The sequence below is a fragment of the Flavobacterium enshiense genome (assembly GCF_022836875.1).
In the GTDB taxonomy this organism is placed as follows: Bacteria; Bacteroidota; Bacteroidia; order Flavobacteriales; family Flavobacteriaceae; genus Flavobacterium; species Flavobacterium enshiense_A.
Genome location: NZ_CP090376.1, coordinates 2,084,829 through 2,108,362 on the forward strand (window position 1 = coordinate 2,084,829; position 23,534 = coordinate 2,108,362).

At 37.3% G+C, this 23,534-nt stretch carries 21 protein-coding genes and 1 tRNA gene; 3 read left to right on the forward strand and 19 right to left on the reverse strand.

Annotated features, from left to right (window positions below):
- Nucleotides 1–45: 45 nt before the first annotated feature.
- The 5 genes from dnaN to LZF87_RS09270 all read right to left on the reverse strand — a co-directional run bounded on the left by dnaN (nt 46) and on the right by LZF87_RS09270 (nt 4,885).
- Nucleotides 46–1,164 carry a DNA polymerase III subunit beta gene (gene dnaN, locus LZF87_RS09250; RefSeq protein ID WP_244338645.1) on the reverse strand — a complete coding sequence of 373 codons (1,119 nt, stop codon included), beginning with the start codon at nt 1,162–1,164 and terminating at the stop codon, nt 46–48.
- Between the two features lie 96 nt (nt 1,165–1,260).
- Complete coding sequence (gene gldG, locus LZF87_RS09255) at nt 1,261–2,949, reverse strand: gliding motility-associated ABC transporter substrate-binding protein GldG (protein ID WP_244338646.1); 1,689 nt, start codon at nt 2,947–2,949, stop codon at nt 1,261–1,263.
- Nucleotides 2,949–3,674: a gliding motility-associated ABC transporter permease subunit GldF gene (gene gldF / locus LZF87_RS09260; RefSeq protein WP_244338647.1), complete on the reverse strand. Its 726-nt coding sequence runs from the start codon at nt 3,672–3,674 to the stop codon at nt 2,949–2,951. Before gldF ends, gldG begins: the two co-directional genes overlap by 1 nt.
- A 58-nt stretch (nt 3,675–3,732) precedes the next feature.
- The gene (locus tag LZF87_RS09265; protein WP_244338648.1) at nt 3,733–4,029 is read right to left on the reverse strand and encodes a putative quinol monooxygenase; all 297 of its coding nucleotides are present in this window, start codon (nt 4,027–4,029) and stop codon (nt 3,733–3,735) included.
- Between the two features lie 28 nt (nt 4,030–4,057).
- Complete coding sequence (locus tag LZF87_RS09270; protein ID WP_244343811.1) at nt 4,058–4,885, reverse strand: SAM hydrolase/SAM-dependent halogenase family protein; 828 nt, start codon at nt 4,883–4,885, stop codon at nt 4,058–4,060.
- Between the two features lie 96 nt (nt 4,886–4,981).
- On the opposite strand from LZF87_RS09270, the gene LZF87_RS09275 reads away from it, so the two are divergent.
- The gene (locus LZF87_RS09275) at nt 4,982–5,932 is read left to right on the forward strand and encodes a PhoH family protein (RefSeq protein WP_244338649.1); all 951 of its coding nucleotides are present in this window, start codon (nt 4,982–4,984) and stop codon (nt 5,930–5,932) included.
- Between the two features lie 103 nt (nt 5,933–6,035).
- Here LZF87_RS09275 and LZF87_RS09280 read toward each other — a convergent pair whose 3' ends face one another.
- Nucleotides 6,036–6,719, reverse strand: coding sequence for a hypothetical protein (locus tag LZF87_RS09280; RefSeq protein ID WP_244338650.1), 684 nt, complete (start codon nt 6,717–6,719; stop codon nt 6,036–6,038).
- Nucleotides 6,720–6,846: 127 nt separating this feature from the next.
- Complete coding sequence (locus LZF87_RS09285) at nt 6,847–7,410, reverse strand: DUF4136 domain-containing protein (RefSeq protein WP_244338651.1); 564 nt, start codon at nt 7,408–7,410, stop codon at nt 6,847–6,849.
- A gap of 360 nt (nt 7,411–7,770) precedes the next feature.
- Here LZF87_RS09285 and LZF87_RS09290 point away from each other — a divergent pair, with 360 nt between their 5' ends.
- On the forward strand, nt 7,771–8,901 hold the full coding sequence (locus LZF87_RS09290; protein ID WP_244338652.1) for a hypothetical protein: 1,131 nt from the start codon (nt 7,771–7,773) through the stop codon (nt 8,899–8,901).
- A gap of 98 nt (nt 8,902–8,999) precedes the next feature.
- On the opposite strand, the gene LZF87_RS09295 is transcribed toward LZF87_RS09290, so the two are convergent.
- A complete protein-coding gene (locus tag LZF87_RS09295) occupies nt 9,000–11,417 on the reverse strand; it encodes a hypothetical protein (RefSeq protein ID WP_244338653.1) in 2,418 nt (805 codons plus the stop codon).
- Complete coding sequence (locus tag LZF87_RS09300; RefSeq protein ID WP_244338654.1) at nt 11,418–12,101, reverse strand: protein-L-isoaspartate(D-aspartate) O-methyltransferase; 684 nt, start codon at nt 12,099–12,101, stop codon at nt 11,418–11,420. It lies immediately after the preceding gene.
- A gap of 365 nt (nt 12,102–12,466) precedes the next feature.
- On the opposite strand from LZF87_RS09300, the gene LZF87_RS09305 reads away from it, so the two are divergent.
- Entirely contained in the window at nt 12,467–13,018 is a 552-nt protein-coding gene (locus LZF87_RS09305) for a DUF4494 domain-containing protein (protein ID WP_244338655.1), read from the forward strand.
- A 138-nt stretch (nt 13,019–13,156) separates the two neighbouring features.
- Here the strand turns inward: LZF87_RS09305 and LZF87_RS09310 are convergent, their stop codons facing one another.
- The 10 genes from LZF87_RS09310 to tpx form a co-directional block, all read right to left on the reverse strand.
- Nucleotides 13,157–14,296 (reverse strand): formylglycine-generating enzyme family protein, encoded by a 1,140-nt coding sequence (locus LZF87_RS09310; protein WP_244338656.1) that lies wholly within the window; start codon nt 14,294–14,296, stop codon nt 13,157–13,159.
- Nucleotides 14,297–14,427: 131 nt separating this feature from the next.
- On the reverse strand, nt 14,428–15,663 hold the full coding sequence (locus tag LZF87_RS09315; protein WP_244338657.1) for an MFS transporter: 1,236 nt from the start codon (nt 15,661–15,663) through the stop codon (nt 14,428–14,430).
- Between the two features lie 324 nt (nt 15,664–15,987).
- Entirely contained in the window at nt 15,988–16,158 is a 171-nt protein-coding gene (locus LZF87_RS09320; RefSeq protein ID WP_244338658.1) for a hypothetical protein, read from the reverse strand.
- A gap of 319 nt (nt 16,159–16,477) precedes the next feature.
- A tRNA-Ser gene (locus LZF87_RS09325) sits at nt 16,478–16,562 on the reverse strand.
- Between the two features lie 159 nt (nt 16,563–16,721).
- Nucleotides 16,722–17,861 (reverse strand): 3,4-dihydroxy-2-butanone-4-phosphate synthase, encoded by a 1,140-nt coding sequence (ribB, locus tag LZF87_RS09330; RefSeq protein ID WP_244338659.1) that lies wholly within the window; start codon nt 17,859–17,861, stop codon nt 16,722–16,724.
- Between the two features lies 1 nt (nt 17,862).
- Nucleotides 17,863–19,338, reverse strand: a complete 1,476-nt coding sequence (locus tag LZF87_RS09335; RefSeq protein WP_244338660.1) for an LptF/LptG family permease — start codon at nt 19,336–19,338, stop codon at nt 17,863–17,865.
- A 7-nt stretch (nt 19,339–19,345) separates the two neighbouring features.
- Nucleotides 19,346–20,035 carry a LolA family protein gene (locus LZF87_RS09340; protein WP_413614272.1) on the reverse strand — a complete coding sequence of 230 codons (690 nt, stop codon included), beginning with the start codon at nt 20,033–20,035 and terminating at the stop codon, nt 19,346–19,348.
- A complete protein-coding gene (locus tag LZF87_RS09345) occupies nt 20,036–22,585 on the reverse strand; it encodes a DNA translocase FtsK (protein ID WP_244338661.1) in 2,550 nt (849 codons plus the stop codon).
- Between the two features lie 44 nt (nt 22,586–22,629).
- Entirely contained in the window at nt 22,630–23,004 is a 375-nt protein-coding gene (locus LZF87_RS09350; protein ID WP_244338662.1) for a diacylglycerol kinase family protein, read from the reverse strand.
- A complete protein-coding gene (gene tpx / locus LZF87_RS09355; protein WP_244338663.1) occupies nt 23,004–23,501 on the reverse strand; it encodes a thiol peroxidase in 498 nt (165 codons plus the stop codon). Before tpx ends, LZF87_RS09350 begins: the two co-directional genes overlap by 1 nt.
- Nucleotides 23,502–23,534: the final 33 nt, after the last annotated feature.

Sequence of the window (23,534 nt, forward strand, 5' to 3'; positions counted from 1 at the left end):
TTTCAGTCTCAGTTTTCACTTTTTACTTTTTACTGTGACTGTTTACTAATTATTCAACATTACCGGCATTACCAACATGGTAACTGTTTCGCCTTCGTCTAATCCGTCAACAGGAGTAAGGATTCCGGCGCGGTTTGGTAAAGACATTTCCAATTGGATTTCATCCGATTGTAAGTTTGTAAGCATCTCTGTTAAGAAACGTGAGTTGAAACCAATCTGCATATCGTCACCTTGATAATCACATGTTAAACGCTCTTCAGCTTTGTTTGAGTAATCGATATCTTCTGCTGAAATATTCAATTCAGCTCCCGCAATTTTTAAACGTATTTGGTGCGTGGTTTTGTTGGCGAAGATAGCCACACGACGAACAGAGCTTAAAAATTGTGATCTGTCCATAACCAGTTTATTAGGGTTCTCTTTTGGAATTACCGCTTCATAATTAGGGTATTTACCATCAATTAAACGACATGTTAATGTATAGTTGTCAAAAGAGAAAGTTGCATTAGAATCGTTGTATTCGATTTTTACTTCTGCATCTGATGTTGCAAGGATTCCTTTTAAAATGTTCAAAGGTTTTTTCGGCATAATGAAATCGGCAGCCTGCGATGCTTTTACATCTGCACGGGCGTATTTTACCAATTTATGAGCATCCGTTGCTACGAAAATCAATCCTTCTGTAGAGAACTGGAAGAAAACTCCTGACATTACCGGACGTAAATCATCGTTTCCGGCTGCGAAAATGGTTTTGCTTACCGCAGTTGCCAATACTTCGGCAGGAACTAATGTTGAAGACGGTTCTTCTAAAACAACAGCTTTAGGGAATTCTTCTCCCGGAGCGTATGCTAATGCATATTTACCCGAATTAGAGCTGATTTCGATAGTATTGTTATCCTCAACAGTGAATGTTAAAGGCTGCTCAGGGAACGTTTTAAGTATTTCCAATAATAATTTTGCCGGAACGGCTACGCTGCCTTGACTGGTAGAATCAATTTCTAAAGTAGAAGACATGGTAGTCTCTAAATCAGATGCTGAAACACGTAACTGGTTGTTGTCTAATTCAAATAAGAAATTATCTAAAATAGGCAGGGTGTTGCTGCTGTTGATTACACTACCTAAAACCTGTAGCTGTTTTAACAAATAGGAACTGGATACAATAAACTTCATCTTCTTTCTTTTTTAGAGCTGTAAAACTTTATTTTCATTTTACGCTTCACAAATATATTCTAAACTATGTAACTTAAAAATATTTTTTATTAACAACTAGCGGGCATATTTACGCTTTCTCAAGAAGGTAAACAGGAATCCGAAAATAGCCAGCACAACTATTGGTAATCCGACAGTTACAGCTTGTGTGAACGTATAATTTTCGTGTACTTTTTCTTTGTCCAATAATGGAAGATCTACGTCCTTGCCACGAATGTTGATAAGTCCGTTGTCATCAAGCAGATAATTTATACAGTTTAATAAGAACTCCTTGTTTCCGAACAGGTTATTCGTCCATTTGTCATAACCCAATTCCAAAGGTTGGTAAGCCTGATCCAACTGGTTTTTAATTACATCACCGTCGGAAATAATAATCATCTTGTTGTTTTTTCCCTGATTTACAAATGATTTGTCTTTAAAAGGAAGTACGCGGTTTTCATACATCGAATGGAATTTTCCTTCCAATAATACGGCTACAGGTAATGAACCACTTCCTGGAGGATAGTCTTTAGGACTGGTTTCTTCCGTTACCATTTCAAGGTTAACTTCGGTTGGAACCCCAACGGCTTTGGAATATTTGGATGATTCCATTAAAACAGTTTTCTTAATATCGTTTTTAAGCAATTCAATCGGATTGACGAAATCAAATTTAACTCCTTCAATATTTTTTACGATTGGATGCTGCGATTGCGGATATACAAAAGGTGCATATTTCCAAGGGTATTGCTGGTATTCTGTCTTGCTTCCTGGTTCTCCTGTTGCCAGTTTTATTGGCGTCGCCTGTTCGTCTTTTACCAGCGTTGGATTGATTCGCACACCATATTTGAAGAACATGTCGGTAAGGTTCAAATCTTTCGGATAGGCCAAAATAGCACCTGATTCATTGTATAGACTGTCCATTTCCGCCTGAACATCATCTACCATCCAAAGTGTTTTTCCTCCGTTAAGGATGAATTGATCCAGCACTTCTTTTTCTTCTTCAGTAAAGCGTTTGGATGGTTTAGCAATAATGGCTAAATCATATTTTTTAAGAGCTTCAAGCGAGCGCTGTGGACTCTTAGCTACGGAATCCATCGTAAACGGCCCGATATAATAGCTTTCGCGGATCGTTTTCAGGAAATCCGCAATCTGAATGTCGTGCAATTCGCCAATACCTTTGATTACAGCGATTTTCTTTTCTTTCGCTTTAGTGATTTTATTGAAAGCATCGGCTAAAGCGTATTCCAAATGCTGAACGGAACTCACTACTTTTTCTTCCGTAGAAGCGCCCATCATGTTTTTCAGCAATTGTACTTTAGTGCTTTTACCGTTGTAGGTTGCAATAGCCCAAGGGAAAACCACTTCCTGAGATTGTTTTCCTTTGTCATCAACCGTGATGCTTACAGGTGTTAAACCTCTTTGATACAGCATTTTCATATTGGCCTCGCGCTCTTCTTCTTTTTCCAATGGATTTACAAACTGGAAAATGATGTTGGAGTTGTAGGCTTTGAATTCTTCTAAGGTCTGCCGGGTTTCTCCTTGTAAACGCTTGAATTCAGCTGGGAACTGACCTTCTAAAAATACATCAATGTAAAGCGGACTGTCAATTTGTTTGATGATGTTCAACGAGGCTTCCGATAAAGTATATCGTTTGTCTGCTGTTAAATCGAATCGTTTGAAAAAGTAATTTCCGAAAACGTTAATGGCAATTAATCCGGCGATCAGTAATCCTAATTGCTTTAATCCTTGTTTTTTAGCTTCTTTCATTACCATTTCAAAGATTTAAGTTGATACACTGTTCCAGCCAAAAAAGTAATGGTAACACTAACGAAATATAAAATATCTCGCGTGTCTAAAACCCCGCGGCTCATACTTTTGAAATGATAATCGAATCCGAAGCTTGAAAATAAACTTCCAAAATCACCCATATACGTTGCTAAACCTTCAAATCCGAAATAGAAAATAAAACAGAAGAAAACGGCCAGGATAAAAGCAACAATTTGATTGTCTGAAAGGGTGGAAGTGAAGATTCCAATCGCAGAGTAAGCAGCAATTAAGAACAATAACCCGAAATATGAACCTAAAGTGCTTCCCATATCAAGGTTTCCGGTAGGATTTCCTAAATCGGAGATAATGAAAACATATATGATTGTTGGAATGATTGCTATGACAATCAGTAAAAAGGCGCCGAAGAATTTCCCGTTTACGATTTCCCAGGTACTTAACGGTTTGGTCAGCATTAATTCGATGGTTCCCTGTTTTTTCTCATCCGAAAAACTGCGCATGGTTACAGCAGGAATCAGGAAAATTAAAATCCACGGAGCTAAAGTGAAAAACGGACTCAAGTCAGCGAATCCGCTTTTTAAAATATTGAAATCTCCTTCAAAGACCCATAGGAATAATCCGTTGATCAAAAGGAAAATAGCGATAACCAAATACCCGATTGGCGAACCGAAAAAGGATTTGATTTCTCTTAGTAATAATGCTTTCATCTTGTCAAAGCGAGGATTGAAACCATTTTAATCCTCATTGTTTATTATTATTTATTAATTATTCTAAAGTAACTAACTTGTCCACGCTCCACGCTTCGGGTTTGTCGTTGAACAGTTTTTTTGTGAATGTCCAAACGTCGTAGAACAATTCGGAATTTCTGTAATTTTCCAGATCCTGCTCTTTTTCCCAATAGCTGTAAGTGAAAAATATACACGGATTGTTTTTGTCCTGATATAGTTCAAGTAAACGGTTTCCCGGTGCGTTTCGGATTTTCTCTTTCATTTGTTCAAAATTCTCCAGGAATGCAGGGATATTCTCTTCGTGAAAACTCAGCTTTACAATGCGTACAAACATACTAATTTTTTATTATTTGATGATTTGATTATATGAATTGAATAGTAACAGTGTCCCTGAACTTCAGGCCTAGCAAAGAAGTAGCAGAACCAACGGTTGACGGATTACTTTTGTAAATGGCAATTTCCAGAAAATCGGCCTCATTGAACAGTGCCAGCCGTTCTCCTTCGAAGTCTTTAAGGGTGAATTTGTCAGATACTTTAAAATCAGAATAACTTTTATGGATACTTCTGATGGTTTTATTTCCGAATTTAATCTCGAAAGAGCGTCCTTTTGCCGTATCCTGAATCAGTTTTCGGGAAATATTAGTTACACAGTTTCCGAAATGATCAATGTATACCACGGCACCTCTGATGGAGCTGGAGTCAGATACCACAATAGCCTGCAACTCATTTATTGTTTTTAATGATGTAATTTCTCTTCCGATAACGCTCATTGAACCGTCTTTTGACAGGTGACAGGCTACTTTTACAAACACCTCCATATCAGAAGTTCCTTCGGGGAAACGATCATGTACATTGATTTCCACAATTTTCTGAGGGACTATTTTTTGGGTGAGGATGCTTAGGATGCCGTTATCGGCACAAATAAAATAATGATCGTTCCATAGCATAGCAATGTGTTTATTCTCCGGAGTACGTTCTGAATCGACCCCAATAATATGCACGGTTTGTTTCGGAAAGCTGTTGTAGGCGGCACTAATGATATAGCTTGCTTCTGAAATATTGAACAAATCTACGTTATGCGAAATGTCAAAAATCTGTGCCTGAGGATGTTCTGTGATAATCTTGCCTTTTAACGCGCCAACAAAGTGGTCTTTCAAGCCGAAATCGGTAGTTAGCGTAATTATTGACATCATTTTGTTTATAATTATTACAGAAAGTTTTTCTAAAATTCACTAGATTTGAGATAATGCAAAGCTAACTTATTTTTTAATTAAATCCAGCTGCTTTTGAACGAAAGAACCATCGAATTGACAGACATCACTCCCAAAGAATTTTGGGGTGCTCAAGATGCACATCTTGAAGTAATTAAAAAATTATACCCGAAATTAAAAATTGTAGCCCGGGGCACGCTGGTGAAAGCCTACGGAGAAAAGGAAATTTTGGATGAATTTGAGATACGCTTTAATCGCTTAATCAATCATTTTTCGCGTTACAATTCCATTGACGACAATGTAATTGAGCGCATTGTGCAAACGAACAGTCAGGACGAGCAACGTATGGCGGATCATGACAAAATTCTGGTACATGGATTAGGAGGTAAGTTGATTAAAGCCATGACGCCTAATCAGCAAAAATTAGTTGATTATGTAACCAAAAATGATATGGTATTTGCCGTAGGTCCTGCCGGAACAGGGAAAACTTACACTGGAGTGGCTTTGGCAGTAAAAGCCTTAAAGGAGAAACAGGTAAAACGAATCATTTTAACGCGTCCTGCCGTTGAAGCCGGCGAAAATTTAGGTTTCCTTCCCGGTGATATGAAGGAAAAGTTAGATCCGTATATGCAGCCGTTGTATGACGCTCTGCGTGATATGATACCACCGCAAACACTGGATGATTATATCATGAAAGGAATTATTCAGATTGCACCGTTGGCATTTATGCGTGGACGTACATTGGATAACGCATTTGTAATTTTAGATGAGGCACAAAACACCACGCACTCGCAAATGAAAATGTTTCTTACACGTATGGGTAAGAATGCTAAGTTTATCATTACGGGAGATCCCGGGCAGGTGGATTTACCTAGAAGAACAATTTCCGGTTTAAAAGAAGCTTTATTGGTACTGAAAGATATTGAAGGAATCGGAATCATCTATCTTGATGATAAAGATATTGTACGCCACCGATTAGTTAAGAAGGTAATTGATGCTTATAAGAGCATTGAAAATAACGATTAAATAGAATAAGCTATTAAACGTCCGGACAATTAATAAAAAAACCGGAATATAAAAAAACCTACATAACAAAAGTCATGTAGGTTTTTTTATTAGGAGAGATGAATTAATTTCCCACGTTAAATACGAGTCCGCCTCCCAGCGTAAACTGATAAATAGAAGAATAACTGCTAACACCGGCTCCAGGTCCTCCTGTGCCGATATATACACCGCCACCAACTGATTGTGCTATAGACAACAGTTGAGCCTGAAGTTTAATACCTACTTTTTCAGTAGCCCAAATAGCTGCACCACCTTTCATTCCCCATGCGAATTTAGTTGTGGAATCTGAATTTCCATTAATAGGGTTTTCTAACTTTATGATACCAACACCAGCGCTTAAACCAAAAAAGCCTTCCACTTTCGAGCCTGGTTTTCTGAAACTGCGATTTCCGCCCAACATGATGTAGTCTAGCCCTACATCAAAGTTAGCAGTCTCATCAAAAATTCCACCATTGTAGTATTGTGCTGGTACGTTTGTATCCATCATTTGCCAGGATAGCTCTACAAAAGTCATCGGGGCAGCTTCATACTCGATTCCGACTCCATACAGGAAACCATCTTCTATTTTTCCATTGTAATAATAACCGTAGTCGTAATACGAATCAAAACTGTCTTCAAAGGCATATGAGCCATAAAGGTTTAGCCTGATTCCGCCTGAACTGGGAGCACCGCCGCTACTGGTTTGAGCCTGTACAAAAAGTGAGGAAACCAATAGAAAACCTGTTATTAAGATTGATCTTGTTTTCATGTTTTTTTTGTTTTAAGTTCTTATTTTGGTTTTGGATTAATTTTTTAGCTATTGTTTCATTTTAACGCAAATTGTTACTAGGCTCTGTGTTTTCTTAAAAAAACGCCTGATTTATGAATGGTAAATATCATTTTTTTGGTTTTGGAGGATAATTCTCCAGGATTTTAGCAACCGCTTCAGTTATGTTCTTGTCCGGATTTTTAGAAGGCGAATCTATTTCCTTATTGCCTATGCCTTGCCATATCAGTTGCTTGTTGGAAGCATCGACAACATCAATAATCAGGGAGCCTTCTTTGTATTCATAAACGTTATATGTGGTTGTGCTGCCTACATATCCGCCTCCCCAATGGTAAGGGCGATAGTATCCTCCGTAATTGTAATAATCGGTATTAGCCGTAACTGATTTTTTGTCTGTCAAAATAGTAGTGATGTTAACTAAAACATCGGGGTTATCTGCTGATACAGTCAAGCCTTTTTTTATCATTTCAGCTTGCACGGCATTAATAATTCGGTTTTTGTTTAATTGGCTTATGGATCCACTTTTGTCCGCCAATTCATAAAAAGAAAAGGTTTTGTATTTTGAAAAATCAACCGATTTGTCGTAGTCGGTTTGTACGGTTACTGAGTTGCAGGAAATTAATAATGCAGAGATTGCCAGAAAAAGTAGTAAGAAATGTCTAATTGTTTTCATTGAATTGAAATTTAGTTTATTCCATTTACTGTGTTCTTTGCTACTTTTAGTTTTTAACCCTATGAATTAGTTTTTGTAGCAAATTTTGTATGTAAATATAGGTATAATCGTTTGATTTAATTTGTTATTTTAACTGTATTATCGATGTTCTTACAAATAAATACGACGTAAAATGATTAAATGATAATTAATCAAAGGATTTTATGTGTAAAGTTTATATATTGTATAATATTGATTTGGAACATGAAATTGAAAAATGTCTATTTATATTTATAAAAAACTTAAAATATTGATTAGGAGATGCTAATCGTAAACATATCGGAAAATTCAGTAAATTAGTTGTGCTTAAACATCGCCAATATGAAAAAGATTCTCTTTGCTTCAATTTTAGGTTTGTTTACAATTTGTGTTCATAGTCAGCAAAAAATCTCATTGAAGGATTCATTAGATCAAAAACTCGATTTAAGTGATTGGGTATTAGAAGCTAATGGGTTTATTCCTGTTCCCATGCTTATTACTGAGCCTGCTTTGGGAGGAATAGGAGGAGCTTTATTCGGAGTATTTGTGGATAAGAATACACCCTATACCGATACGATAAACGGTAATATTGTTAAGTCCAGGGTGAAACCTAATATTTATGGTGCAGGTGGAGCTTATACGGCAAACGGTACCTGGTTTGTTGGAGGAATGATGATGGGGGTAATAAAGAAATGGAGAGCCAATTATCGAATCGGGACTGCTTACGCTGATGTGAATCTGAAATTCTATAGAGAAACAGAATTGGCAGGGGAGAAGTCATTTGAATTCAATCTAAGAAGTTTTCCGATTAATGGGCATTTAATCAAACAATTTGGACGAAGCGATTGGTTTGCGGGATTGAGTTATTTATTTCTGAATACCGAATTAGCAAGAACCAATGCGGAATTTCATACGCCAAAAGAGATTAAAAGCATAGTCAGCCGTTTGGGGATTTTGGTGGATTATGACGGTAGGGATAATATTTTTACACCTGATAAAGGTTTTCGTTGGAATACTCTGGTTGCCGCCTCATCTGATGTTATAGGCAGTGATTATAATTATGAATCGGTTAATTCGGCTTTAATAGGCTATGTACCGATTACTCCTAAACTGATATCCGGTTACCGGGTGGAATATCAGCAGGTTTTTGGGGATTTTCCATTCTATATTAAACCTTATATTAACATGAGAGGCATTCCTGCTGTCCGTTATCAGGGGGAAGTTACTACGCTGGCAGAAACGGAATGGCGTTGGGACGTTGTTCCCCGGTATAGTATTGTTGGTTTTGTTGGTACAGCCAAAGCACTGGAAAATTGGTCCGACTTTGATAATTCGCCTTGGAGGGTTTCCGGAGGTCTAGGTGGCAGATACCTGATTGCCCGAAAGCTTAAACTCCGAATGGGATTGGATGTTGCTCATGGTCCAGAAAGCTGGGGTTACTATATCGTGCTGGGATCCAATTGGATGCGGTAATGAATAGGATTTTAATTTACGGATTATTTGTTCCATTCCTCTCTTTCATTCCGGCACTCGACATGTATGTTTTTATGCAGAAGTATCTGTTGGTTTCTTTAGGTTTTGGATGGTATTTTCAATCGCAATAGTGAATATAAAGAAACCGCATAAGCAAAAGAGGCAAGTATTATGACCATCGTAAAACCTGATTCTATGGCTATTAAAGCTGCCAGGGAAGCACTGATTACAGACATGCATCCGTTAACTCCCCAGGCCCATGGGACATTTTTTTCTTCAATTTGAGACAGTAATTTCAAACCAATGGGGAAAGGGAAACCCATTATAAAAGAGGGGATTATAACCAAAGTTATTAATACTGATATTCTTTGAAAAGCAGGCAGCCCTAAAATATTTTCAAGCAATGAGGGAAGAAAAAATGAATAGAGTAACAGCAGTAACGCGATCATTAATAAGATTAACTTTAAAGTATGACGGTTTATAGGGAAATATGATGAAATCAAACTACCGATTCCTGAACCTAACATCATAATTCCAATAACCAACGTGGCTGCATATACTGGATTGCCCAGAAACAATATGAATTTTTGCATAAAAACAATTTCGAGAAACATATATCCTATACCAATGCAACTGAAATATAAAAATGTCCAATTCCTGCTTTTGCCTTTCCATCCAATTTTAAACAGCGGTAAAATAATAAGCAATATTGCCAGTAGCGAAATCTGAATAACAGTCAAAACTAATATAATAAATCCCAGTTCTATAAACGGAACAGACTCCGATCCAAACAGTGCGGAAAGTTTGGGTAAACTTTTTAAGCGAAGAAACTGTGAAAAATAAGGTTTGTTGTCTGTTGCGGGTTGCAGTTGAAAATCATATTCTTTGTAAAATTCCTCTCTCTTTACCTTATCTGATAAAATTTGATCAATGAATTTAAAAAAGGTAGGGTCGCTCATGCCATTGTACTGCATACGCTCATCTGTGGAAATGTCCGGGAGCAGAACCGGATCGAAATAATAACGGTCGCAAAATTTTCTGATCCTGCCAATTTCAATATCTGTTAGGGAGGATTTTTTTAAAATAAAAGTGATGGTTCCCCAATTTCTCACGGCAGCTAAATGCATTTCAGGATTGGCAATTTTGATTTCATCCATCACTTCAGCAATTGTTGACGCAATTTTTAACGGGTTTCGGTAAGGATAGTCCATCCATGATGTTACACATACCATTCCGTCAGTATCAAGCAAATTCCACATCTGCAAAAAAGCCTCTTTGGTCAGAATATATTCTTCCCGTGTGGCATGCAAGCCCGACGTTCCACCGAAGTCACCAATAATCGGAAGCTGAATAAGATTGTATTTATTTTTTGTGAAAGTCAAAAATGTACGCGGCTCAACGGTATGCAGGTGTACGGCAGGATGAAAAAACAGAGAATCATTATCTGAAGCAAGTTCATGCTTTAAAAGACCAGCGATTGCCGAGTGAGGTTCGACTGCGTCAATGAAAGAGGCATTCCTGCTGATTGCGTGAGAAACAAACATACCTGTGCCTGAATGAAGTGTCAACACATTATTTAATTTCTTTAATTCATAAGGAAGGGCATTGGTAGTATAGTCAAGAAGATGAAAAGTATCTTTTACACTCCATGAAATTAACGGCCCATACCAGTCGCCATTATTAAAGACTGCCTTTTTAACAGGGACTTCCCCTGTAAAGGAAAGACTTAATCCGGGTGCATAACGTAAAGCATCTGCGGATACCACCTGAACCAATCCATAAGGACTGGCTTTTTCCAATAAAACAGTTGCATTCGGCAAATTGAGTGTGCGGCTCAGGCTTTTGTATTCAGATGCGACAAGGGTTACAGGATATAAAATCCTATAAGAACATATTGCAGTTGCTGCTGCTGCAAAAACAATCAACAGTTTGTGACTATCCTTTGAAAATAAAATTATTCCTGAAACTATTGCTATTATTGAAACAACAGCCGGTAATGAAGCCGGTACAAAATACCAGGCAAGCAGGGCTGCAATAACTGCCCCAATACCCGATCCGATAAGATTGGAAAAATAAAACTTTCCTATTTGAGAAACCTTACCTATAAAAATAATTCCAAGTGCTAATGCACCGCAGAAAAAGGGAAGGAAATATAATAGGTAATTAATTACCAGAGCAAACCATTGCTTGCGTTCCGCGAATAAAAGATAGGAATCAAATCGCACCAAGTCACTATTACCAACCCATAATGGTAAAAGCATTAGTACCCCGCTGAGAATCATAAGAAATGGCAGTAGCGTTTTGCTTTGACGAAGCAGTACATCGCGTTTTAATGAAAGAAAAGTACCTGAAGCACCAAATCCCAGTAATGCTATAGAAATAACCATATATGCATAATGATGCCATTGTGTGAACGATAACACCTGTATGATGGCAATCTGGTATGCAATCAGAGCAATCGATAGCAACCCCGTGGCTGCAAGAAGGCGGCTGGGATAGTTGAACATTTCTTTCATTTATTTTCTTGTAAAAGGAACAAACCGCACAGGCATCTTTGCCGATGTCCGAATCTTTCCCTTGGACTTTTCTATTAACATAAGTTCCTGAACCATAAAAGGCGATCCTACCGGAATAATCATTTTCCCTCCTTCTTTGAGCTGTTCAATTAATGGTGGCGGAATATGTTCTGCAGCAGCTGTAACAACAATGGCATCATAAGGAGCATGTTCTTTCCAGCCATAATATCCGTCAGCGGTTTTAACATGCACATTTTTATAGTTCAAATTGGAAAGACGGCTGGCCGCCTGTTTGCTCAATTCATCAACAATCTCAACGGTGTAAACTTTACTTACAATTTCAGACAGTACTGCTGCCTGATAGCCTGATCCCGTGCCAATTTCAAGCACGCGGTGAGCAGGTTTCGGATTTATTATTTCTGTCATATACGCAACTATATATGGTTGGGATATGGTTTGACCATAACCAATAGGTAATGGACCATCTCCATAAGCATCCGAAACTTTATCAGATGGAACAAAGCGATGGCGTGGTACTTTTCGCATTGCATCAAGCACTGCAGCATCTTTTACGCCCCTGTTTTGTATCTGATTCTTCACCATTTCTCCACGTTTCTTTGAAAAATTGTCTGTCTGGGTCGAAAACAACGCTCCTATTAGTAATAAAAATAATGCAGACTTCATGACTAAGTGGTTTAAATAATAATCATTTCAAAAATTGCTTTCCTATCAAAGTTAGTGATTTCAGAAATAATTTCGGGTCCTATTTTGTCTAAATAACTGACTGTATTTCAGTTTTTTAAATTAAATTATGTTGAGTTTTTATAGAGTAAAGTCCTTTGTGCGCTTTAAATAAGTTTCATAGCGCTCGAGTATTCCTGGAGAGTATTAAAAGCCAACCATATCTTTAATTTTTGTATTATGGTCTTCAAAAATTGGAACAAGCATGTGTTCACTTTCATTCCAAAATTGTGAATATCTATTTTGTGAGAGATGAAATTTTTTGCTCTTAAAATTTATCTTTGACACCCATTAAAAAAAATAAAAAGATGAGCACAATTTGGTATGAATGCAAGGTAAAATACAGAAAGACAGATGAAAATGGAGTACAAAAAGTCACTACAGAACCTTACTTGGTAGATGCTTTATCTTATACAGAAGCAGAAACAAGAATCAATCAGGAGATGTCAGCTTATGTTAGTGAAGAGTTTAAAATCACGAATATAAAAGTGGCTAATTATTCAGAAATACATCCTTTCGAAAATACAGACAGATGGTTTAAGTCAAAAGTTTCCTTGCTGGCTTATGATGAAGAAAGCGGGAAAGAACGAAAAACAAATCTGTATTTACTGGTGCAGGCCAATGATATTAAAGAAGCTTTCGATAATACTACTTATGCAATGAAAAACACCATGGGGGAGTATACGATACCGGCTATTTCGGAATCTCCGATTTTAGATGTTTTTCCTTATTTCAGCGGGGAAGAAGGAAGTCTTGAACAATTGGAGAAATTTAATGCTGTCAAAGCATCTAAATTGGAAAGAGGGAATGGAGTGGAAATTTTGGATCCTATGGAATTTGAAATTGCGGTAGAAGACTAAAGAAATGATGTTATTCATGGCCCTGAAAGTCGGGGCCATTATCTTGTATTGGATTCGATTGAGTTAGATAATGAAATTCGAATTGAAATTCGAATTGAAATTTGAATAGGCTCTTGAAAAATAGGATGCAAATATTATTTACTTGCTTTTGACACATCTAAAACCTAAATGGTTTGCAGCTGAGCGCACTTCGCCTTTCCCTCTTGTTCCTACCATGTAACGGGTACAATATTGGTCGGTACATAAAAATGATCCGCCACGATGCACTTTTTTCTTTTGATCCGGTTCAGAAGGATCATTGCTGGCGATGGGCCCTTGAGGATTTTTTGATACTTTTTCTTTTGTGCTCAGGTATTGATAATAGTCGTTACTGTACCAGTCATTTGTCCATTCCCAAACATTTCCGGCCATGTCGTATAAGCCGTATGTATTTGGTGTAAATTGTGCAGTTGGAGCGATTCCTTTAAAACCATCTTCTCCGGTATCACCTTCTTTAACCGGAAAACGACCTTGGTATATGTTGGCTTGAAACTTTCCGTTTGGTTTCAGTGTATTTCCCCAAGTATATAAGTTGCCGGTTTTTCCACCTCTGGCGGCAAATTCCCATTCTGCTTCTGTTGGCAGTCTTTTACCTGCCCATGTAGCATATGCCAATGCATCTTCATAAGCTATGTGAACAACAGGATATTTCTCTCTTCCTTTTATAGAGCTTCCCGGGCCTTCAGGGTGTTTCCAGTCGGCTTTGCCAACATAACTCCACCATTGAAGGAAATTATCTAGATTTACTGCGGTAGGTGTCGGAGTAAAAACAACAGAACCTGTAATTAAATCTTCCTCGGCAGCGGTAGGAAATTCTTCTTTGGTTGGTTTTTGTTCTGCTACGGTGACATAGCCGGTTGCTTTTACAAATTTTTCATATTCTTCATTAGTAACTTCGGTTTTGTCCATGTAAAATCCGTCGATATATACCCGATGTATTGGTGAAGCATCTTTTGTAACTCCCTTTAAACTGCATAAACTTTCATCTTCAATATTACTGCCCATTGAGAATTCGCCTCCAGGTATCCATACCATTCCTTTCGGAGTTTTATTTGTGGAAGGAATGTATTTATTTTCGATTGTTGGCTCAAATAATGATGTTCTCAAAGTTGTTGGGTTTTCTGTACAATTCATTTCACCCATTTTATCTTTTGGAACAGTAAATTTAGTATAACCGCAAAGGATAGAGATAATTGAGATGCTGAGTATTGCAAAAATCAAATAAGTCTTATTTTTCATAATCTCCAATTTTATTTGAATGTAATTGACAGTCAGTACTTAAAAAGGAATTTAAAGTTAAGAAAAATACACTTAATCAGTAGTAAGTGATTACTCAGATTGCGAAAAATAATATTTTAGGACTATGCTGCTTATCTGTTTCTCAATGCCTTCTTTTGTGTTTTCAATTTCTCAGGCATGCGAAATTGAATTATTAACGACGAAACAATTGTAAGTGCCCCAATAAAAAGAATGGCATATTCAATTCCGAACAAATCAGCCATGATACCTGATATTATTGCGCCAAAGGCATAACCCAGATCTCTCCAGAGTCGGAATGTACCGATGCTTTCCGCTCGTTGTTTCGGACTGGTGGCCTGAGCAATAGTGGATAAGAACGTTGGATACACTAAAGCAGTTCCTAATCCCAAAAATGCCGAAAGTGTAGCTAAAACCACAAAGCTACTGCTGTATGGAAGAATCAGAATAGCTATTCCCTGTAACAACATTCCCCAAAACAGCATAGCTTTTTTAGAATAATGGTCTGACATTTTACCTGTAAAAAGTTGCCCTATTCCCCAAACAGTAGGATAAATAGCTGTAATTATCCCAATATTCTCGGTATTATATTGTAGGGAAACAAGAACGATTGGTAGTAATCCCCAAATCATACCATCGTTAAGGTTGTTGATCAATCCGGCCTGAGTAACTGAGCTTAAAGTTTTGTTTTTGAAAGTGGTTTCGATAAATACATTGTCTAAGTGTGCCGTAGTGTCGGTTGTACTCTCTTTGTGGACAAAAATTCTGGTGTCTTTTACCCATAAAGCGGTTAACAGAAAACCGATTACAGAAATTGCAATCCCAATGTAAAAAGGGTAGGGGGTAATGCCATATTTATTCGCAATATAACCGGTTAAGAAAGCGACGAGCCCCACAGCGAAATAGCCTGCGAATTCATTGAGTCCCATAGCAAGGCCTCGGTCTTTTTCTCCGACAAGGTCTATTTTCATAACAACAGTGCTGCTCCAGGTTAACCCTTGACTGATTCCTAAAAGCACGTTTGCAAAAATTACCCAACCCCAACTTGGGGCATAAATCAGTAAAAAAGGGATTGGTATGGCGATTAACCAACCGAATAATAAAAGATTTTTGCGTCCATACCTATTTGCCAGTTTTCCGGTAAAATAATTCGTGAGTGCCTTTGTAATCCCGAAAGCCGTTATAAAGGAAAGTATGGCTGTTTTAGAGGCTATGCCAAATTCACTATGGGCGAATTCTGGGAAGATGGATCGTTCCATCCCGATCATACCACCAACAAAAGCATTAATAATAACCAAAACGGTAAATTGTTTCCAATTTTCTTTTAAACCGAGTGTTATGCCTTCCATTTTAAATCGTTCTAGGTATATTAGAAACAAGTTTAGTTTTAAGGTTATCCTAAACTTGTTTTTGCTTTTTCATTTGTTCCCTATCGAGGTTTATTTGACGGTAAAAATAAGAAGAACCTTTAAATGAAAAAAGTACCTCTTTAAGATAAGATACTTTAATTTTTGCAGCGAAAATAATATTTATTGATGGGTGGAACCGGAACGTTAATAGCATTGAACGATTTGTTCTTTTGGATACCGGTAATTTTTATTCAATGCTTTTTCGTGGTGCTTCCAGTATTGTTAATCACCTGTAGATGATTTGGATTCAATACGGTAACTGCATTAATCCTTCTTCCCACCATCATTAAATTCAGATTCTTCTGGTTTTTTATAATCATTATTTAAGAAATTTTCCAATTCTTTTCTGTCCTTTTCATTTCGTATAATTAGATATGCCACCAATAATAATGAAACAATGACAACCGCTACAATTATGATTACAGAGATTTTCATGACTACAAATTTTATTAAAGATAATCAATTTTTTCATCCTTTATGTTTGTAATCTACTGTTTTTTGGCTAGTTATATGTGTTTGTTGTAGATTTGAATCAAAAGTTTTTTTTGAATTCAGATTGTTTTTTAATTGAAAATCTAAAAATCGTTAAAGAACGTCAGGAAAAACGGTTTGATTTAATTAATAAAACGTAATAGTTGAATTTCTAAGGCACAAAAGGTAAGAAGCAACAAAATAGATAAGTGACTAAAATTTATACTTTTTCGGCTGTATTATCAACAAAAAAAGCACCTCTTTGAGGTGCTTTAATTTTTTGCGGAGAAAGAGGGATTCGAACCCCCGGACCTGTTACAGTCAACAGTTTTCAAGACTGCCGCAATCGACCACTCTGCCATTTCTCCAGTATGTCTCGCTTTACTTCCGTATTGCGAGTGCAAATATAGACGGTTTTTTTATTTCTGCAAACCTTTTTCGGATAAAAAAATGAAATAAATTTCAATCTTTTTTTAACTGCTTCATTTCGTTTGTTTTACAAAATAAAAAAAGTTAAAAATATTTTTTTAAAAACTTGTGTATTCTGTAATTTCAAGTCCGTATCCAATCATTCCGACACGTTTTGTTTGTGCCGAATTGGTCAATAATCGGATTTTTGAAATGTCCAAATCGTGTAAAATCTGTGCACCGATTCCAAAATCTTTTATATCGATCTTAATTTGCGGCGCTTTGTGAACACCTTTTTCTTGCAATCCTTTTAATTCTGATAAACGACTAAGTAGGTCAGAAGCCTGACTTTGGTGGTTTATAAACAAAATAGCGCCTTTTCCTTCTTCGTTGATACGTTTGAACATATCGTCCAGTTTTTTGTCGGCATCGTCGTTTGTCAGTGTCCCTAATATATCGTTATTGATGTGCGTGGAATTGATACGCGTTAAAATTGGTTCACCCGCACTCCAGCTTCCTTTGGTCAATGCAATATGAACCTGTTTGTTAGTAATCTGCAAATAAGCACGCAAACGAAACTCCCCAAAACGGGTATGTATTTCAAAATCTTCTTTTTTGTGGATAAGACTGTCGTGCTGCATTCTGTAAGCCACTAGATCTTCAATGGAAACCAGTTTCAGATCTAATTTCTTAGCTACTTCAACTAATTGAGGTAAACGCGCCATCGTACCGTCATCGTTCATGATTTCACAAATAACTCCCGCAGGACGGAATCCGGCCAAACGTGCAAAATCAATAGCAGCTTCCGTGTGGCCTGTCCTTCTCAAAACGCCTCCTTCTTTTGCAATTAAAGGGAAAATGTGTCCAGGGCGCCCTAATTCGAAAGGCTTTGTGTTCGGATTTACCAATGCTTCAACTGTTTTGGATCTGTCAGCTGCAGAAATACCGGTAGTTACTCCGTTGCCTCTTAAATCAACAGAAACTGTGAAAGCGGTTTGCATAGGATCGGTATTATTACCCACCATCACATGTAAATCAAGTTCTTTACAGCGTTTTTCGGTTAAAGGCGTACAAATAAGACCTTTTCCGTGTGTTGCCATAAAATTGATCATTTCCGGCGTAACTTTATCCGCAGCAGCTAAAAAATCGCCTTCATTTTCACGGTCTTCATCATCTACTACAATGATTACTTTCCCCTGGCGGATATCTTCTATTGCTTCTTCAATAGTGTTGAGTTGTATTTTTTCAGTAGTTGACATTTTAGTTTTCGTTTATTTCATCTCTTTGGTCTTCGAGATCTGTTTTTTCAGTGTTGTTTAATACTCTGTTTATTAATTTTTGGACAGGTTCTGTGATCCAGTCAAAATTAACCATTACGCCAATATCGTTGGTAGCCCGGTAAGTTAATGATATTGCCAATGGGGATAAGACCATCGAGGACAACCAACAACCCAAAAATGGAGGAATACCGTTCTCCTGAGCCACTTTTTTTCCGAAAGTATTGATGAAATGGAAGATGATAAATATCAATACCGCAAAAACTATCGGTAATCCCAATCCTCCTTTTCGGATGATGGCGCCCAAAGGCGCTCCGATAAAGAACATAAGAAGACAGGAGAACGCAACAACGAACTTATCGTGCAGTGCAATCCAGTGTTTGTTTATGTTCTTTTTCTTTTCAAACAAATCGTTTTTGTTGTTTTGAATTGAAAAATCAGTGCTGGAAATATTATTCAACGCCGTTTCGAAAATTTGGCTTCTTTGGTATGGTGTAAAAGAAGCCAGGACATCGTCTGTGCTTTTAAATTTTCCTGGAGAAGTATAATGCTTCGGTCTTAATGTAAATTCAATGCCTTGAGAGATATTTTCTGTAAACGAAATAACATCTTTTTTATAGTTTTTCTGAAGTGAATCGATAGTAAAATTCAATTCACTCACGTTCAACATCGTATTGGTGTTAGCGATTTCACCTTCCGTTTCTTTCTTGTTTAAACTGGTAAGGTCGATATTGATTGTGTATTTTTTAAATGTAGCTTTGGCGAAAGGAAGTCTTTGTTGTTCTTCGTGTTTTTTAGGATAAACGTCCTCATAATAATAGCCGTCAATCAAATCCAGCTTGAGGATGTTTGAGCCTTCTTCGCTTTTAAGAACACCTCTTTTGGCTTTTATGACTGTCTTATTTCCAAAACCTTGGGCAGATTTAATGTGCATGGTCACGCCTTCCAATAATTCACCATTTTCTCCAGCTTTTTTATCTACTTTGATGTTGGAATTTCCAATGGTGTTGAACTGTCCTTCGGCAATTGCCATGGCTGGTTTGGTCTGTAGAATGTCTTTTCGAAGATTGATGAATTTATATTCGGCCTTTGGGATTACGGTATTGGCAAAAAAGAATGCGGCAAAACTCAGTAAAAGGATGAAAACAGTCAATGCTTTCATGGCTCTTCCCAAAGAAATACCTGCCGATTTCATAGCAGCAAATTCATAATTTTCGGCAAAACTTCCGAAAGTCATAATGGAAGCCAGTAATATCGAAAGCGGTAAAACTAAAGGAACGATTTTTGGCGAATAAAAAACAAGGAATTTTACAACTACCATGTAATCGAGGTTTTTACCGGCCAATTCGGATATGAACAGCCAGATTCCCTGTAAAATGAATATAAAAAAAAGAATTACAAATACCGAAGTAAATGTAGTTAGGAACGATTTAAGAATGTAACGATCTAAAATTTTCACCCGAAATCTAGTCTAAATTATTGATGTAGTAATTAGGATATTTACTCTGGGTAAAGGTAAAATGATTTTTCGAAATAGGTTGATTTGTTTTAAAAGAATTAACTACAATCGTGGTTTTAGAGCCATTTTTATTCATTTCAATTAAATTATAAATGTTTTTTGTCTGTGCGTCTATTCCTAGTAAAATTTCTTTTCGGTTGTCTTTTGGGTTTATCGGAACTAACTTTACATATTGAATTTGTCTTCCTTTGATGTTCTGTAAAATATCCCATGAATATTTGAATCCCGAATTGAAGAAAGTGAGCATTTTAGCCGGGGTCAAAGTGTTTGGGTCATTATCATCGTGTTTGGAAATCGTGATTTCTTCGTCTTCCGGTACAATGGTATAATTCTTCTTTCCGTCAAAAATTTTGGTTACCCCCATGAAATTCAGAACATATTGATTTCCTTTCAGGGTAACATTCCCTTTGCTTTCCTGATCGATGTTCTGCTTTAAATTCTGTACAGAATAGCTGAAGTTAATTACGATATTATCATAACTTTTTACTTTGGCTGTAACATCGTCCAATAGTTCTTTGGCTTTTTGAGAATTCTGAGCGGTTACAGGAATCCACATAAATAAAGCAAAAACAAGCGCAATCATGGTTTTGCCAAGAAATAGGGGAGTATTGTTATATAGGTGTATTTTCGATTTCATTTACATATTGTTTTGTTCGTTAGCGAAAAAATGCTCCAGAGCTACCAGGTCAGGAATATTAACGCTTCTTGCTTTACTGCCTTCAAACGGACCAACAATTCCGGCGGCTTCAAGCTGATCGATAAGTCGGCCGGCGCGGTTGTAACCTAGTTTTAGTTTTCGTTGCAGTAACGACGCAGAACCCTGTTGTGCCGTAACAATGATTTCGGCAGCATCCCTGAACATAGAATCTCTTTCTGAAATATCTATATCAAGACTTATGCCACTTTCTTCGCCAACGTACTCCGGAAGCAGATAAGCGTTAGGATAAGCCTTTTGCGATCCGATATACTCCGTGATTTTTTCCACTTCAGGTGTATCCACGAAAGCACATTGTACACGAACGATATCGTTACCTTGTGTATACAATAAATCTCCGCGGCCAATTAGCTGATCGGCACCACCAGTGTCCAAAATCGTTCTTGAATCGATTTTTGATGTTACCCTGAAGGCAATACGGGCAGGGAAATTCGCTTTAATCATACCAGTAATTACGTTTACCGAAGGGCGTTGCGTTGCAATAATAAGGTGAATTCCGATAGCACGGGCCAACTGAGCCAAACGGGCAATCGGGGTTTCTACCTCTTTTCCAGCGGTCATAATCAAATCGGCAAACTCATCGACAACCAAAACGATGTATGGTAAAAAGCGGTGTCCGTTTTCCGGATTCAGTTTTCTTTGTTTGAACTTTTCGTTGTACTCCTTAATGTTACGTACCATTGCGTCTTTTAGTAAAGAATAACGATTGTCCATTTCAATACAAAGCGAGTTCAAAGTGTAGATTACTTTGGTGTTATCCGTGATGATAGCATCGCCGTCATCCGGAAGTTTTGCTAGATAATGTCTTTCAATTTTATTGAAAAGGGTAAGCTCAACTTTTTTTGGATCTACCAAAACAAATTTTACTTCGGCAGGGTGCTTTTTGTACAATATTGATGTAAGAACGGCATTTAATCCAACCGATTTACCTTGTCCGGTAGCACCAGCCATCAATAAGTGTGGCATTTTTGCCAAGTCCACCACAAAGGTTTCATTTGAGATGGTTTTACCCAAAGCAATAGGTAATTCCATTTCGGCAGTCTGGAATTTCGGTGAAGCGATTACGCTTTTCATCGACACCATCGTCGGATTGTTGTTCGGAACCTCAATACCAATGGTTCCTTTGCCCGGAATAGGGGCAATGATACGGATGCCTAACGCCGCTAATGAAAGTGCGATATCGTCTTCAAGGTTTTTGATTTTTGAAATTCGGATACCGGCTTCCGGAACGATTTCATATAAGGTAACTGTCGGACCAACAGTGGCCTTGATTTGGGAAATTCCGATGTTGTAGTTTTTCAGCGTGTCTACAATTCGGTTTTTATTTTCTTCCAATTCAGCCTGATTGATGGTAATTCCGCCAGACGAATATTCTTTTAAAAGATCGATTGACGGGAATTGGTAATTTGATAACTCTAATGTCGGATCAAATTCGCCAAAATCCTGAACCAATCGGGCTGCCATATTTTCTTCAATGGTAGTTTCCTCCTCGATTTTCTCTATGGTGAAACTGTCGTCATCGGTATGAATAATTTCTGATTTCGGTGTTTCCGAAACTACAGGGGTTGCTGTATCAAGAACATGCTGAACTGCCACTGGAGGAACGGGTTTCAGCGTGATCTCTGACGGATGTTCGATCGTTGGTTTTAAAGCTTCCTTGTTTATTTCGAATGCTGAAGGAACTGTTTTTAATTCGATATTGGACAAAATCTCATCGTCTTCGGCATCATTAAAATCAAGACTCGGATTTGAAGTCGGAACTTCCTCCTCTATAATGTCATTAAAATCGTTACTATCTGCAACTAGTGGGGTAGGGGTGTTTATATTGTTTTTAGTAACTTCTTTCCCTTCGTTTAACTCTTCTTCAAATGATCGGCTTCTGCTTTCGAAGAAGTTCTTGATTCCTTCAGTGGAAATCTTAATTTTTAATATCAGATAAACGATAACTCCAAAAAGAAGTGCCAGGAATGTTCCTGTTTTACCGATATAATCTTGAGCGAAAAGATTCATTTCATAACCGATAACGCCACCTAATTGCGGGATATAATTCCAAAAGAAACCGCAAAGAATGGAAATGATTACCATGGCAAACATATCCCAGAAAATGGAACTTTTCAGTTTAGCCAATGAAATGTCAACCAAAAGATACGACCCGGCTAAAAAGAAAAGGCGTACTAACAAAAATGAGGAAATCCCAAATCCTTTGTATAAAAAGAAATTAGAAAGATAGGCTCCGAATTTCCCTAACCAGTTGTAGGTTTTTTCGCTTCTGTCGGCAAATGAGCCAATTGCACTTTGGTCGTATTCTCCATAAATATAATAGGAAACAAAGGAAAGTAGTAAAGCGACTGCAAATAAAACGAGCAAAGCCCCAAAAAGGACTTTGTTTCTGCGGTTTAATTTCCAAGGAGTTTTTGGAGTTCCGTCGTTAGATTTTGGTTCAGATGTTTCTTTTTTTGATGTCTTCGCCATTTAGAATACTAAAATTTGGTAAAAAATAGATAATCGTTTCTAAATTAGATTATTCTTGGTAAATATATGATTAATCCAATTGCGATTGCAGCCATGGCAGCGAAAAAAACTGCGCCGGCAGCAATATCTTTGATGAAACCGATTTTTTCATGATAATCGGGATGAATAAAATCGGCCATTTTTTCAACAGCCGTATTTAAACCTTCAATACTTAATACTAAACCGAAAATGAGTATCTGAAACATCCATTCGGTTTGTGAGATATTAAAATAAAATCCGGCAGCAATCATAAGCACAGCAATTGAGGACTGAACCATGACGCTGTGCTCGGTAGTAATCAGTTTTATAGCGCCTTTTACTGCAAATCCAACACTTTTTATTCGTCCTGAAATAAAGGCGTTATCTTTGTTTATTTCCATTAAAGTGCTGCTAAAGCTTTTTCGTAATTTGGTTCGTCAACAATATCCTCAACCTGTTCAGCATGTTTCACAACTCCGTTTTCATCCAAAACGATTACCACGCGGGAATGTAATCCTGTTAATGGGCCATCAGTAATGGTTAATCCGTATGTTTCTCCGAAAGATCCGTCTCTGAAATCTGATAGGTTAACCACATTTTCCAAACCTTCAGCTCCACAAAAACGATTTTGAGCAAATGGTAAGTCGCGAGAAATACATAATACTTTCGTGTTTGTTAAGTTGCTTGCTGTTTCATTGAATTTACGAACCGAAGTAGCACAAGTGCTTGTATCAATACTTGGGAATATATTTAAAACCAATTTACTTCCTTTGAAATCGGTTAATGAAACCGTTGATAAATCAGTTTTTACTAAAGTGAAGTCTAATGCAGGTGTACCTACCTGAGGTAATGAACCCGTTGTGTTTACTGGGTTTCCTTTCAATTTTATCTGAGCCATAATTCTGTTTTTTTAGAGTTTCAAAAGTAATGA